At 36.0% G+C, this 14,735-nt stretch carries 12 protein-coding genes; 8 read left to right on the top strand and 4 right to left on the bottom strand.

Annotated elements, in window-relative coordinates:
• From WC644_11470 to WC644_11450, 5 genes are all read left to right on the top strand, one after another.
• Entirely contained in the window at window positions 1–873 is an 873-nt protein-coding gene (locus tag WC644_11470) for a glycosyltransferase family 2 protein (protein MFA5012556.1), read from the top strand.
• Window positions 874–1,074: 201 nt separating this feature from the next.
• Entirely contained in the window at window positions 1,075–2,115 is a 1,041-nt protein-coding gene (gene hrcA, locus WC644_11465) for a heat-inducible transcriptional repressor HrcA (protein MFA5012555.1), read from the top strand.
• Between the two features lie 19 nt (window positions 2,116–2,134).
• On the top strand, window positions 2,135–2,710 hold the full coding sequence (locus WC644_11460; protein MFA5012554.1) for a nucleotide exchange factor GrpE: 576 nt from the start codon (window positions 2,135–2,137) through the stop codon (window positions 2,708–2,710).
• A 3-nt stretch (window positions 2,711–2,713) separates the two neighbouring features.
• Complete coding sequence (dnaJ, locus tag WC644_11455) at window positions 2,714–3,859, top strand: molecular chaperone DnaJ (GenBank protein ID MFA5012553.1); 1,146 nt, start codon at window positions 2,714–2,716, stop codon at window positions 3,857–3,859.
• An 89-nt stretch (window positions 3,860–3,948) separates the two neighbouring features.
• Window positions 3,949–6,126: a T9SS type A sorting domain-containing protein gene (locus WC644_11450; GenBank protein MFA5012552.1), complete on the top strand. Its 2,178-nt coding sequence runs from the start codon at window positions 3,949–3,951 to the stop codon at window positions 6,124–6,126.
• 85 nt (window positions 6,127–6,211) lie between these two features.
• Here the strand turns inward: WC644_11450 and WC644_11445 are convergent, their stop codons facing one another.
• Complete coding sequence (locus WC644_11445) at window positions 6,212–7,033, bottom strand: choice-of-anchor V domain-containing protein (GenBank protein ID MFA5012551.1); 822 nt, start codon at window positions 7,031–7,033, stop codon at window positions 6,212–6,214.
• Between the two features lie 11 nt (window positions 7,034–7,044).
• Window positions 7,045–9,207, bottom strand: a complete 2,163-nt coding sequence (locus tag WC644_11440; GenBank protein MFA5012550.1) for a YCF48-related protein — start codon at window positions 9,205–9,207, stop codon at window positions 7,045–7,047.
• Between the two features lie 84 nt (window positions 9,208–9,291).
• On the opposite strand from WC644_11440, the gene WC644_11435 reads away from it, so the two are divergent.
• The 3 genes from WC644_11435 to WC644_11425 are packed head-to-tail and all read left to right on the top strand — an operon-like array spanning window position 9,292 to window position 13,592.
• A complete protein-coding gene (locus tag WC644_11435) occupies window positions 9,292–11,733 on the top strand; it encodes a T9SS type A sorting domain-containing protein (protein MFA5012549.1) in 2,442 nt (813 codons plus the stop codon).
• Entirely contained in the window at window positions 11,733–13,154 is a 1,422-nt protein-coding gene (locus tag WC644_11430) for an aminotransferase class I/II-fold pyridoxal phosphate-dependent enzyme (GenBank protein ID MFA5012548.1), read from the top strand. The genes WC644_11435 and WC644_11430 overlap by 1 nt, the downstream gene beginning before the upstream one ends.
• A 3-nt stretch (window positions 13,155–13,157) precedes the next feature.
• Window positions 13,158–13,592 (top strand): DUF6526 family protein, encoded by a 435-nt coding sequence (locus WC644_11425; protein MFA5012547.1) that lies wholly within the window; start codon window positions 13,158–13,160, stop codon window positions 13,590–13,592.
• Between the two features lie 71 nt (window positions 13,593–13,663).
• Here the strand turns inward: WC644_11425 and WC644_11420 are convergent, their stop codons facing one another.
• Both WC644_11420 and WC644_11415 read right to left on the bottom strand, forming a co-directional pair.
• Window positions 13,664–14,149 (bottom strand): TlpA disulfide reductase family protein, encoded by a 486-nt coding sequence (locus WC644_11420; protein ID MFA5012546.1) that lies wholly within the window; start codon window positions 14,147–14,149, stop codon window positions 13,664–13,666.
• 2 nt (window positions 14,150–14,151) lie between these two features.
• Complete coding sequence (locus WC644_11415; protein MFA5012545.1) at window positions 14,152–14,730, bottom strand: redoxin domain-containing protein; 579 nt, start codon at window positions 14,728–14,730, stop codon at window positions 14,152–14,154.
• Window positions 14,731–14,735: the final 5 nt, after the last annotated feature.

Genomic DNA, 14,735 nt, shown 5'->3' with positions numbered 1-14,735 from the left:
ATGTCATCACTTACAATTGCACTCGTAACATGGAACAGTGAAGATGAGATTGCAGAATGCCTAAATATGCTGTTTCATGCAACTTCAAAAGTGCCCGGACTTAATTTAGAAACGGTCATAGTAGATAATGCATCGTCAGACAATACAGTAAAAACGATAGAAAACTTTCTTAGGGTTACAGACCAGAAAATAGTTTTCATCAAGAACGATTCTAACCTAGGATTTACAAAAGCATGCAATCAGGCGATACACGCATCAACGGGAGATTACATTTTCATATTAAATCCTGACACAGAAATACTCGACAGTGCAGTTGCAGATATGATGAAATATCTGGATGATAATGAAACCGTAGGTGTAGTGGCACCGCAGCTTTTATCATATCACAGAGATATACAGTTTTCATGCAGAACATTTCCAACATACTGGGACATGTTTTCAGAGATGCTAATGCTTGCGACACTGTTTCCAAAGAGTGAATTTTTCTCAAGGTGGAAAATGAGATATTTTGACCACAACACAATGAGAGAGGTAGATCAACCTATGGGAGCGGCTCTTCTTTTAAAAAGAAAGGTTCTTGAATCTGTAGGCGGATTGGACGAAAGGTTTATAATGTTTTATAATGATGTGGATTTTTGCAAGAGAATATCTGATGCAGGATATAAACTCGTATTTTTTCCAGATGCAAAAGTCAAGCACATGGAAGGTATAAGCATCTACAAGGACAGGTCAGGAATGATAAAAATATGGAACAACGATTGCTTAAGATATTTTAAGAAACATAATTACAATCCGTTATTATACAGCATATTGTTTATAGGATTGAAAGTTACGGGATTTTTCAGGATTATAAAAGCAAAGCTTTTCCGTTAAAATGATTTTCCGTGTAAGATTATGTTTTTACAATAATTTATAGAGCATAAAAATATTGCTTTCTATTCTAAAAATCATTTATTTCTTAACCGACAAATAATGGAACAAATATTTGGTGTAATTTGTAATATATAAATTGAATGAAAATATGAATTTTATTAAATTTTTAAAGTTGTTATTTTGAATGTTGAGCTAAAATAAATGGTCGAAAAACTTTCAAATAGAGAAAAAGAAGTCCTAAGGTATATTGTTGCCAATTTTATAAAATACGGTTTACCTGTCGGGTCAAGATTAATTTCGAAGCAAACAGGATTGAATCTTTCATCTGCAACGATACGCAACGTTATGAGCGATCTTGAGGACATGAATCTACTTGAGACACCTCATACTTCAGCAGGAAGAAAGCCAACAGACAAAGGTTACAGATATTACGTTGACGAGTTAATGAGCAGAGAAAATCTGAACAAGAATGAAATCGACCTAATAAAGAACAACATAGAGGAAAGCAAGAACAACATATATGATTCGGACGACCTGCTTTCAGCGACATCAAAGCTTTTAAGCATGATATCTCATCAGCTTGCGGTTGTAACTCAGCCATTTTTAAGTTCGGGTGTATTCGAAAAGCTTGAAGTATTTTCAATATCGGCTTACAAACTATTATTAGTGATTACGATAAAATCGGGTTATGTAAAAACCCTTATAATGGAAATTGATAACGAAATTCATTTCCAAAAGATAGAAAAGATAACACAGATTTTAAATGAACGCCTAACCGGTTTAACATTACTGCAAATAAAGGAAACATTTGCTGAAAGGATAAGCGATTATAAGAATGAAGAACCTGAGCTACTTCAGTTGTTTTTTGATTCAATCGGTAAAATAAACAGTGCAGAAGAAAAAGGGAGTAAGGTCCACATTTCCGGAACCGGAGAAATAATAAGACAGCCGGAATTTGAAGACCACGATAATTTTAAAAACATTATAACCTTAACGGAGAACAAAAATTTAGTAATACACATATTTCAGAATCCAGGGAAAAATAAGGATGAAGTCAGCATAAAAATCGGGTCAGAAAATGATGAGAAGAAACTTAAAGATTACTCGGTTGTTTGCACTGATTATTCAATAGGGGGTGTAAACGGAAAGATTGGAATAATAGGACCGAAGAGATTAAACTATGCAAAAATGATTTCATTAGTAGAATATACATCAAAATTAATATCAGAATTAAACCAATAGACAGGAGTTTTAAGATAAAATGAAGAAAAGCGATAAACACAAAACAAACACAGAGGAAAAGAAGCAAAACGAGAAGACTAAACATGAAGAAAATGCAGAAGCAACAATGGATAAAGCAGAAGATATTCAACTGACAGAGGTAGAAAAATTTAAAGCTGAAGCAGAATATTACAAGGATGCTTTCATACGCAAAGCTGCTGAGTTTGAAAATTACAAAAAGCGTTCTGACAACGAAATTTCAAATTACATTAAATACGCATCTGAGAATTTAATAAAATCACTGCTTCCTGTTTACGATGACATAAACCGTGCAATAGAATCGATAGAAAAAGAAGAGACGAAAGATTTTGGTACTTTAAAACAAGGAATGCAGCTAATAGCAGATAAATTCAAGACAACATTAAAGAACGAAGGTCTTGAAGAAATTAATATACTAGGAAAAGAATTTGATGTTGACACATGCGACGCATTTCTACAGGTACAAAATGATGAAGTTCCGCCACACACTGTAACGGAAGTGGTTGAAAAGGGTTATAAATTAAAAGACAAGGTAATCAGATTTGCGAAAGTAATAGTATCTGCCGAGAAGGAATAAGACATGACAAAAAGGGATTACTACGAGATACTTGGTGTACAAAAAAATTCATCTAACGACGAGATAAAATCTGCCTACAGAAAGCTTGCGATGAAATACCACCCTGACAGGAACCCGGGCAATAAAGAAGCAGAGGAAAAATTCAAGGAATGCGCTGAAGCATACGAAGTACTTTCAGACCAACAGAAACGTCAGAGATATGATCAATTCGGACATCAGGGAGTTAATTCGACAGGATTCTCGGGCTTTGACAATGTTAGCGACATATTTTCACATTTCGGTGATATCTTCGGAGGTTTTGGCGGCGGCAGTATATTTGATGAGTTCTTCGGGGGCGGTTCGTCAAGAGGAAGAAGACGTTCACAGGGAATTCCCGGGTCGGACATGAAGATAACGATAAAAATGACTTACGAAGAGATTGCTGACGGAACGGAAAAAGTAATTAAGATTAAAAAACTTAAGACATGCAAGACATGCAACGGTACCGGAGCAAAATCGAGCAGCGGTTATGTTACATGTTCGGTATGCAATGGTGCGGGAGAAATTAAACAGGTATCGCGTTCGATATTCGGACAGTTTGTGAATGTTTCTGAATGCCATAATTGTCACGGCGAGGGTAAGATTGTAAGAGATAAATGTACCGAATGCAATGGTGACGGCAGGGTAAAGGACGAGGAGACAGAAACAATCAAAATACCTGCTGGTGTTTCAGATGGACAGTATATATCAATGCGAGGCAAAGGAAATGCGGGTTCGAGAGGCGGACATGCAGGCGATTTGCTGATTTTCATAGAAGAGTCAAAACATGAATATTTTATACGCGATAATGACGATATCATATACAATCTAAAAATCAGTATAAGCGATGCAATACTCGGGGCAGATGTAGTTGTCCCGACATTGAATGGCAAAGCGAAACTTAAAATAGAACCTGGAACTCAATCCGGTAATATTTTAAGAATGAGAGATAAAGGAATAAGGCATTTAAACAGCGGGGGCAGAGGCGACCAGCTTGTAAAGATACACGTATTTATTCCCAAGAAAATATCTTCAAAAGAAAAGACATTATTGAAAGAATTAAACAAAAGCGAAAACTTCATTCCAGAAGCCAATAGTGAAAAAGGATTTTTCAAATCGGTGTTTAGCTGATAAACAAAGCCTTTAATTCAGGGTTAATAATTTGCTGTTTCATTGTAATAAATTCATTACTATATTTTAAGTATTAAACAGCATTATATATGCAGAGAATTTACCTCTTAGCAATTCCTTTAATATTCGTGCTATTCAGTAATACATACGCACAGGTCAACAACCTTGACGGCTCGTTTGAAATATACACAACAAGTGAGAACAACCTTGACGAATTAGTTTACTTCGGTTATGAGTTCATGGAAACAGTAAGTTCAGTTACACAGATTCGTTATAACAATACATTCTTTCTTTTCTTTTATGACAGAGCAAATGGAACAGCATTACTTTTAGACTCCGAGTTATCAATATCCAGAAGTTACTACGATTTGAGCCGGTCATGGTACAGAATAATTGCACATGATTTTGACGCTGACGACAAGGATGAACTTTTATTATATGATCAGTATAATGGAATTGTAGAAATCTGTAATCTGGGGAAATATATGGAGCTGATAGTAAAAAGCAAAATTACTTCAATCAGAAAAACATGGACAGAAATAGTATTGATGGACTCTTACCGTGAAACGAAGAATGAATTTCTTTTCTATGATGCAAAGGATAGCATTGCTAATCTATACAAAATCACGAAGGAAAATTCCGGAAATTACAAAATAGATTCATTATGGGGTTCTGTATTTATGAAAAGACAAACATGGGAAACCGTAAAAAGAATTACATTTGAAAACGGAACAAAAGGCTTAATAACTTACGACCCCTTTAATAAAAACCAGGGCGGCCGGGTATCACTTTTCCGTTACAATTCATCTGTACCATATTTTACTGAAATACCAATAAACACTGAATTCCCAAAGAATATCACATACATTGAAACGGGTGATTTCGGAAACGGAAGAGAATACGGCAACCTTTTGTTTTACTTTCGGGAAACAGGAGACTGCAGATTTTACAAAACAGGAAACGACAATTTAATACCAGGTGATGTGGATTCATCCTGGAGGAATTCATGGAAGATAATACTTCCGATCAAAACAGGAATAAGCAATGATTTGATTTTATTTTATGACACCGATAACAACAGAGACTTAGTAATAAAAACCTACGAGGGAACGAATCAAGCGATACATCCGGACGTTATAATAGGACATGATGGTAAGTACAAAATGGTAATGACACCATTTCCGTTCAGCGATGATGATTTTGAAAATCCATCAGTCCTAGAAAGCATAGACGGATTTAACTTTACAGAGATTCCTGGAACGAAAAAACCCCTAATTAACATGCCGGCTGTACCTCCAAATTACAGAAATGCATACAATAATGATCCTGATGTTTTGTATGATAATGGGAAATATTATATGGTGTACAATGAGACATTTTCTCAAAAACAGGAAAAGTTTTACCAAAACGTAAAAATGGTAATGTACGACAGCAATTTCACTAATCCTGATTCTGTAACCATACTAAAACAAACAAGCTATCAACGAATGACGTTTGCACCATCCCTTATAAAAGCAAACAAGTACTATATTTTTTTTGTAGATAAAACGCCGGACAGTAAGTTTGAGGTCAGTTATTTAAACAACATTGAACTCATGAATGGCTGGGATCAGCAGATAAAACAGCGTGTAATATTCAATACCAGCAAGAGTTTCCAGCCCTGGCATATAAATGTATTAAGAAATAATTTTGACGGTATGTATTACATGCTTATTGCAGGAAAGTACGATGTCGCAAGTTCCAAGAACAACGATTTATACATTGCAAGAAGCAAAGACCTTATAAAATGGGATTTAGCGCCTGAACCGTTGATGAAGAAAGAACAATATGGACATGCACAAATTTACCGTTCCACGGGAATTTTTGAGGATAAAAACAACCTTACTCTTTGGTATTCATATTTTGAAAGCAACGATCAGACAGGTATGGGAGTTCGGAAAAGTTTATACATTGATACCTCTATTTTCAGCGGTGGTCAGCAGCCCAAGAAAAAAGATCTTGTAAATCTTGCTGCTTACCCGAATCCTTTCAATGCAGCAACAAGAATTAACTTCAATCTGCCGATTAACGGATATATTACTTTGAAAGTTTATGATGTTTTAGGAAGGGAGGTAAAAACTCTTATTAGTAATGATTTAAGACCTGCAGGGAATTACACATCATATTTTAACGGTAAAAACTACGCAAGCGGAATATATTATTGCATGTTGTATATTAACGGAGATAATGATTATACATCTGTATACAGGATTGTATTACTCAAGTAGTAAATTTAAGGTTTGTATATATACTTTAACAGAAACACAAAGGCAGCCGTAGAGACTGCCTTTTATTAAAAGATATTGAATTGAATTATTTAACCAGCATCATTTTTCTTGTTTCGCTTAATCCGTTGATATTAATAGTGTAAAAATAGACACCGCTGCTTAAACCAATTCCATTAAATTCAACATTATATTCGCCTGCTTGTTTTCTTTCATTAACCAAATTCTTTACGAGATTACCTTTACTATCAAAGACAGACAGGGTAACGTTTCCGCTTTTAGCGATTGAATAATTAATCTTTGTAACAGGATTAAAAGGATTTGGATAATTCTGGTTTAAGCGAAAATTATCAATAAATTCATTAGTACCCGCAATACCGGTAGGTGCTTTAAGAACTATAACTTTATTTTGTCCAAAATTCCATGAGTCGTTATTAGTACCTCCTGTAAAGTCAACAGAATTGCCAGTTGAAAACAAGGTATCTTTTGACCCTGCAAGTGGAGCAATGTATCTGAAAGTCCATGTAACAGACCCGGAAACAGGAGCTTTTGGAGTTACATGTGTGAGTTCAAACACGCCGGGAGAACCTTCAAGGCTCTGCAAAGTATTATCCGACTGGCTAAGAATCACTTTTCCATTCCCCGATGAGATGTCAATTCCTCCTTTAGTTAATGGACCACCGGTTATACTAACAGTGAAAGTAGCAGTGTCACCGTATGCAACTGAATCCGGACCCTGAAAAGAAACATTAACTGAAGCTGTAGGATTGAAACCATGACAGGTGCAACCTACTGTATTACCGGCTCTCTTAGTTAATCCGACAATGCCCGTTGAAAATGCTTTAATGTTTGTGTATAAAGCAATTCCGAGAATTACAACGAATGAAAAAATTAGAAATTTCTTTAGCATTATGTTATTTGTTATTTAGTTAAAATCATTTTTTTGGTTTCGGCAATACTGCCTGATGTCAGCCGGTAATAATATACTCCCGTACTTAATTTACTTCCGTCAAAACTTATTTCATAAGTTCCGGCATTTCTGTATTCGTTTAATATGGTCTTCAATTCTCTTCCTATATTATCATAAAGAACTATTTTGACATTGTTACTTTTCGGTAAATCAAATTTAATTTTAGTTACCGGGTTAAATGGATTAGGATAATTCTGGTACAGCTTGAATATTTTGGGTACTAAAGTTGTAACATTATTCTCTTCAATTTCTGTCAAAACAGAATACACGAAGTTCATCTTCAAAAGAGCACCTGTCATCATATTAAGCTGATACCCTCTTTCCGGAACAATCATTCCCGCACCCGCACCACCTGATGCTGCAAAGGTTGAGAAATTTGCACCGCCGTCTGTGGAAAGCCATGAAGAAGAGCCGTAAGAGCCCGTCAATACAAGAGTCGGGTCTTCCCTGCACATATCAGAAGCCCAGCCCGAACCGGAATTCGTCCTGAGCAGCGACCAGTTATCTCCATAGTTCGTTGTTCTGTAGATTGCACCGCTTGGCCAGTTAGTAGCATAAATGACACTCCTATCGAAAACAACATTTGACATAGAAGGTATTTCACTTGAACTTGCATTTGAATGAACATCCAGCCAATTAACACCTCCGTTAGTTGACTTAAATATCTTTGCAACTCCTGAACCTGTAACACCGTCGGCGACAAAGACGATATTTGAACTATCGTACATGACAATCAAGTCACAGGGACTTCTGAATGGATAGTTACCAGAAATTTCTGTGAAGGTTGAACCGGTATCGAGAGATTTATAGAGGCCGCCTCCGTCGGGAGCAAAATAAAACACTGAGGGATTATTTTGATCCATTTCAAGAGGTTGTCCATAATTACTAAAATTTTTAGAAATGATAGTGGTCCAAGTTACACCGTAGTTTGTTGATTTAATAACTTTGTCGGGTGAGCTTTCAATAGCGGCAACCCATACGTTTGTGTCGAGAGGACTAACGTAGAAGGAATGTGCACGAGTCCCGAGGGCTGTCGTTGCTATAGAGCTCCATGTCTCTCCCCTGTTTCTGCTTATATACACGGTACTGCCGTACATTACATACATTGCGTTCCTGTCAAAAGGATGCTGACAAAGATTGTTTCCAATTCCGCTTGAGGCGGAAAGTTTTGAGACCCAGTTAATATTAACGCTTGTACCCGCGGGAAGATCCCATTTAGTACCACCGTTTATTGTTTTAATAACTGCATCGTTCAGACTGCTAACAGCATAACCTATGAGCGAATCGGCAAAAACAACATCAACGAGATTTGCCATCATAGGATTGACTTCGAAATTAAGATATCCTGATGATCCGTTTTTATTATTACGAATAAATCCGCCTCCACCGCAAATGTGATTATTATAGAAAGTACCTGAAATACCTCTTATGTCGGAATTTGTCTTCGAGTTCAAATAATAAAAACTGTTAATATTATCCTTCTTTATTATTACTCCATATTCACCCACGATTACAATTCCTTGATAATAATATTTTACCTGAAGCAGATTTCTGTTGGTTAATGAGGGTTGCAAAGTCCAGTTAAGTCCGCCGTTGGAAGTAAGAAATACTTTTCCGCTATCACCGACGATAACTCCATTATTTAAATCTTTGAACGAAACCGAATTTAAACTCACTGAACCAATGCCGTTATTATTGATTGTCCAGTTCGTACCACCATTAGTAGTTTTAATAACAGTACCATTTGCACCGCATGCAAATCCATTCAAAGAATCCAGGAATGTAACGGAATTCAGTGGCGCTCCAACTCCTGTATTTTGTTCTGTAAGGTTTAAAACATTTACTGAGGTTTTATAAACCTTACCATTGCTCGCCGACAGAAAGTAATAATTCCCGGCAGCAGAAACAGATTTGTAATTAGTTGTATTATTTACTACAAATAAACTCCACCCGTTACCCCCGGTTGAGGACTTGAGTATTTTACCATTATTACCCACAGCCATAACATTCTGTGTGTCGGAAGTTGTAATAGAGTTTAATCCCTGTGAAAAGAGTTGAGGGACAAACAAAAAAGCAGAAATCAGAGCAATAAAGAGAAGTACTGTTGTTTTCATTCTTATTTAAGTTATTGAAAAAATGTATTAAGTAAGTTAAATTTAAAACGTGAATGTTCAATTATTAGTTCCTATATTGCAGTGATGAAAAAGCAAATACTAATTACTTTATTAATTATTCTAACATCAATCGATTTGTACTCAAAATCAATTGAATTTCCGGTAGTATTTGTTTCAAGAAATCATAAACTAAACGGGAACATACTGTATCCACAGGCAGGATTAATCCCGGGTATGGGATCGCATTCAAGGTTTTCTGTTGTAGGCGGAAGGTTAATGATTAAAAATGAGACGGGTAGCATTATCACATTAATCGACAGCACGATGTCATTCAACGGGATTTCGTTAGTAGATGTACAACAACCGTGTGTAAATTGGGATGGAATCAGAATTATATTTGCAGGTATAGAGCACAAGGACAGTTCATGGCGAATATATGAAATAAAGAAAGACGGAACAGGATTCAGAAAGTTAACATACACAGACAGATTTATTAATTTATCACAGTTCGGACAGGCGGCATTCAAATTTAAAAAGTACGATGATATTGATCCGGTTTATATGCCGGACGGGAAGATTGTTTTTTCATCGACAAGGTTTCCATGTATTTCTCAATTTGGTGCAGTACTAACAACAAACCTTTACATAGTGGATTCTACGGGATTTAATATGTTCAGAATTACAACGGAGAGAAACGGTGCAGAAAAACCAACTGTTGATCCTATAACCGGAAGAATTGTATACTCTCGATGGTGGTTAAACATCGACCTGCCATCAAACACTGCACCTAATGGTATTACAAGGGATACATCTCTTGCATTGACGAATGATAATGCAAACATCTGGCAAACAGCTATGATTAATCCAGACGCTGATATGATTAGTCTTTATGCAGGTGATCCCCGGAACAGGAAATCCCTTTTCGGATACAGACCAAGAATTGACTCTTCCGGAAATATGTATGCCTGTTATGTACCGGATATGTCTATGTATTGCACGGGAGGAAGTTCGGGTATCCGTTATTTTGCAAAAGGACTAAATGAATTCAATCACATCGCAGGCGTTGATACATCCACACAGTTTTATGTACAGAATCCGCCTTCATATGGAACTATGCTACCGCCTTATGCGGTTGACCCAGTTCCTATTAGTAACGAACGAGTAATGTTCTCTTACGCTTCAACTGTTATCCAGCAGGATTACGGTGTATATACGTGCACAAAGGATGGATTGAATGTTATGCCAATCGTTGATCTTCCGGTAACTTTGGAACTGAACGCAGAAGTGTTATTACCAAAGAAAAAGCCTCCGATTGCAGATTATCTTCATGACTATGATTTGAATAAACTACCCCCTACAAGCGATCCCTCAACTTTTTATCAAGGGGGCTTATTCAGGTTTGACTGCATGAATATTTATGCAAATGGTCCAGTTGATGCTCCTATTGATGATGCACCGAGAATAACAAAGAATGCAAGGATAAGATTCTTTGTAAACCATCAAAGACAGAATCCTTTTGGACTTGATGATCCTGTTTTAGTTAGAACAGTAAAAGTAGATTATGACGGTAAGATCGCTGAGGGGGATATTGCGGCTAATTTACAATCATTTGAACAGGTCGTTGATTCAAATGGTAATGTACTAAAAGCAGGTAAGAGCAAATTTGCACATGTTACAGGATTTAATTTTGCAAACAATGGTTCAGGAACAAAATGTGTCGGCTGCCACGCCGGACACACTCTTATAAAAGTGCCTGTGAATATTACAGAATCACAGTTTACAAATCTTTCGACTTCAGCAAGCACTTATGCCAGCAGTACTTATAGTTATTCAGATTCAAGAAATGTTATTGACAGACGAGCAAGGAATAAAGACCTTTCCGTAAACTGGATATCAAACGGCGGGACTAATGAAAATATTGAACTAAGATGGGAAATACCTATAGACGTAAGGGAGATTAAATTATACAATGTACTGCCAAATACTGCAAATCAGACTAACATTCAAGTTACCGATTGCGAAATATTTTTATACTACAACGAGCAGGTGGTACAGCATATATTAAATACAGGGGCACTTGATATTAACGGCAAATCTATTTTTATATCGCCATGGCAGACGATTAACAAACTTAAGATAATAATAAAAAACTATTCCGGATTAATAAATGGAATGAATTTTAGTAGTATTGCAGAGGTTGAAACAATCGCAAGAGTAAGTAATTATGAAACGGTAGGAATCCGCAATCTTAATGAAATTGCAAGCAGTATTCAATTGTATCAGAATTACCCGAATCCATTTAATGCTTCAACAGTGATCAAGTTCAATTTAAGCAAAACAGGGTTTGCAGAATTTAAAGTATATGATATTAACGGCAGAGAAGTTGATGATATCAAAGGAAAGATTTTTAACGAAGGTCCGAATATATTTATATACAAACCGAATAACCTTTCAAGCGGTATTTACTTTCTAAAATTAACATCGAACGGAAAGAGCAAGCTAATAAAATTATTGCACATAAAATAATGACAGACAACGAATTTAAAAAAGCATCAGAGGAAATACTGGATTGGATTAATAAGTATTTGAAAGAGATAGAAAAGTATCCGGTAAAGTCAAACGTTAAATTTCATGAGATATTCGATAAACTTCCATCAAAAGCTCCAGAAGAACCCGAGGAATTTAATGATATATTTGACGACTTCAATAAAATAATCATGCCGGGAATTACACACTGGCAAAGCCCTAACTTTTTTGCATATTTTCCTGCTAACTCAAGCTATCCTTCATTACTCGCAGAGATGTTAATTTCAGCTCTTGCTGCACAATGCATGAAATGGGAAACATCACCATCCGCCGCTGAACTTGAGGAAAAAGTAATGAACTGGATGAGAGACATGACGGGTCTTCCTCAGAACTTTATTGGTGTAATACAGGATACCGCTTCAACATCCACACTTGCATCGATATTAACAGCAAGAGAGTTTCATTCAGAATTCAGTATTAATAAAAAAGGTTTTTCAGGACAGGAAAGATATAGAGTTTATTGTTCTACTGAAACCCATTCTTCTATTGAAAAAGCTGTAAAAATTGCCGGTATCGGAAGAGATAATCTAATAAAAATTGAAGTTGATAAAAACTTCGCTATGATACCTGAAAAGCTTGAAAATGCTATTAAAAGTGATGTTGAAAATGGTTTTCATCCATTATGTGTAGTGGCTGCCATAGGGACAACCGGAAGCACCGCAGTTGACCCTCTAAAAGCGATATCGCGGCTAAAAAAGGAGTATAAGTTCTGGCTTCACGTGGATGCAGCATATTTGGGGACAGCGCTTATACTTCCGGAGTACAGATGGATGTTAGAAGGGATTGAAGAAGTGGATACATTTGTTTTTAATCCTCATAAATGGATGTTTACAAATTTTGACTGCTCTGCTTACTTCATAAAGGATAAGAATGCTCTATTAAATACTTTTGAAATTATTCCTGAATATTTGAAAACTCGTTCTGATAATGTTGCGAATAATTACTGTGACTGGGGAATTCCCCTCGGAAGAAGATTCAGGGCGTTAAAACTTTGGTTTGTAATTCGTTCGTTCGGTATCAAGGGACTTCAAGAAAAGGTAAGATATCAAATTTCATTAGCAAAAGATTTCCATAACAAAATGAAGCAAGAACCTGATTTCGAGATTCTTGCTCCAATGATTGCAAATGTCGTATGTTTCAGGTATAAGCCGGAAAATGTAAAAGACGAGGAGACTCTCAATTTTATAAACGAAAAACTTATGCACGAACTGAACAAAACGGGTAAAATTTATCTTTCACATACGAAACTTCTGGGTAAGTTTTCACTTAGGCTTGTCATAGCTCAGACAAACGTTGACGAAAGGAATGTTAACGACGCTTTTGAGCTAATAAAATCATATTCCAAAAATTTAAATTTTTGACAGATGAAAGAACAAAATTATTCCAATCACAGAAGATTTGTTGCATTGTTTCACGTTGTTACGTTCCCAATGATAATCTTAATGATAGTATCTTCGGTATACTATACAATCAGTGCAGCCAGTCAGGGAGCGTCAATGAAACTCTGGTTATTTTTCCTGATTATATCATTATCTTTGTTGTTCGTTTTCTTCTTTGCAAGAAGTTTTTCTCTGAAAGCACAGGACAGAGCGATAAGAGCCGAGGAAAATTTCAGACATTATATTCTTACCGGAAAGCCTATTGACAGCAGACTAACTATCAGACAAATTATTGGATTAAGGTTTGCGTCTGATGAAGAGTTTGTTGAGTTGGCAAAGAGTGCTGCAGAAAAGGGAACCGCAGAAGAAGACATAAAGAAGTCAATCAAGCACTGGAGAGCCGATAACTACAGGGTTTAATTAACATGGTATATAATATGAAAGGTACGAATTAAATCATTCGTACCTTTCTTTTACTAAAAACTATGGATCTAATTTATTAATTTCTTAATTTCGTTCTCAAAGAACTCATAATTTCTGCCTCCGATAAGTTTAGTGCTGAGGACGCCGTCTTTATCGTATATATAAGTTGATGGAATAGCTCCTTCCCATTGTTTATCATAAAAATCAATAAGATCTTCAGGATTTTTGAAATCATTATAGTAAGTATCAAAATCAACACCCTGCTTTTCGAGAAACGGGATTACCTTAGTCCTTAATTCCTCTACCGCATCGATGGAAATAAACACCAAAGCAAAATCTTTATCCTTATAGTTGTTATAAAGTTTTATCAGTTCGGGAAATTCCGTAACACAAGGCTTACACCATGTAGCCCAGAAGTTATACAGTACAACTTTTCCTTTGACCGAGTTTTGAATTTCTTTTAGGTCTTCAACTGATTTGAGCGGATTTACTGTCTGAGAATAAACGTTTACAAAAGTGAAGGATATTATTAAAGCTAAAATAATTCTTTTCATGACTACATATCTTTCCTTTTAATTGTACAACCGAATGATTTAGTTAATTTGACAGTAACTTCTTTACCCGCTGTCAGTTCATTAAGAGCGTTGTTTAAGTCGTTTGAGGACACTTTTTCAGCATTGCTATTATCGTCAATTCTGCCGTGATAAAGTATTGTTCTATCTTTCCCCAGAACGAATACTTCTGGTGTCCGAGTTGCTTCAAACAGGTCAGCAACAACGCTATTTTCGTCTTTTAGCATCGGGAACACATATTTATTCTCTTCGTGATGCTGTTTTACCCTTTCAACGCTTTCCGTAGTGTTTGAGTTTATTGCCCAGAACGTTATTCCTTTTCCATTATATGCATTAACGTAATTATTTATTCTGTCGTTAAAAGGCTGCACGTAAGGGCACTCTGTTGACCAGAACATTATAACTACATACCCGCTTTGAAGAGCTGTATTCAAATTGTACTGTGTACCGTCATAATTTACGATTGTAAAATCCTCAACTTTTTCTCCCGGATCTTTTGCATAAGAATTAAGCGAGATTAAAATGGTTAATAATACTGTTACTAAAATTTCTGATATTTTCATAAATT

The sequence above is a fragment of the Ignavibacteria bacterium genome (assembly GCA_041649015.1).
In the GTDB taxonomy this organism is placed as follows: domain Bacteria; phylum Bacteroidota; class Ignavibacteria; order Tepidaquicellales; family Tepidaquicellaceae; genus CAIKZJ01.
The sequence above is the reverse complement of the archived record's forward strand: the minus strand, read 5'-3'. Positions and strand labels throughout refer to the sequence as shown.

Coding starts and splice junctions, on each gene's coding strand:
- WC644_11435 (MFA5012549.1), top strand. CDS start 9,292: ATGAAAAAGCAAATACTAATTACTTTATTAATTATTCTAACATCAATC.
- WC644_11450 (MFA5012552.1), top strand. CDS start 3,949: ATGCAGAGAATTTACCTCTTAGCAATTCCTTTAATATTCGTGCTATTC.
- WC644_11430 (MFA5012548.1), top strand. CDS start 11,733: ATGACAGACAACGAATTTAAAAAAGCATCAGAGGAAATACTGGATTGG.
- dnaJ (MFA5012553.1), top strand. CDS start 2,714: ATGACAAAAAGGGATTACTACGAGATACTTGGTGTACAAAAAAATTCA.
- WC644_11445 (MFA5012551.1), bottom strand. CDS start 7,033: ATGCTAAAGAAATTTCTAATTTTTTCATTCGTTGTAATTCTCGGAATT.
- WC644_11420 (MFA5012546.1), bottom strand. CDS start 14,149: ATGAAAAGAATTATTTTAGCTTTAATAATATCCTTCACTTTTGTAAAC.
- WC644_11415 (MFA5012545.1), bottom strand. CDS start 14,730: ATGAAAATATCAGAAATTTTAGTAACAGTATTATTAACCATTTTAATC.
- WC644_11470 (MFA5012556.1), top strand. CDS start 1: ATGTCATCACTTACAATTGCACTCGTAACATGGAACAGTGAAGATGAG.
- WC644_11425 (MFA5012547.1), top strand. CDS start 13,158: ATGAAAGAACAAAATTATTCCAATCACAGAAGATTTGTTGCATTGTTT.
- hrcA (MFA5012555.1), top strand. CDS start 1,075: ATGGTCGAAAAACTTTCAAATAGAGAAAAAGAAGTCCTAAGGTATATT.
- WC644_11440 (MFA5012550.1), bottom strand. CDS start 9,207: ATGAAAACAACAGTACTTCTCTTTATTGCTCTGATTTCTGCTTTTTTG.
- WC644_11460 (MFA5012554.1), top strand. CDS start 2,135: ATGAAGAAAAGCGATAAACACAAAACAAACACAGAGGAAAAGAAGCAA.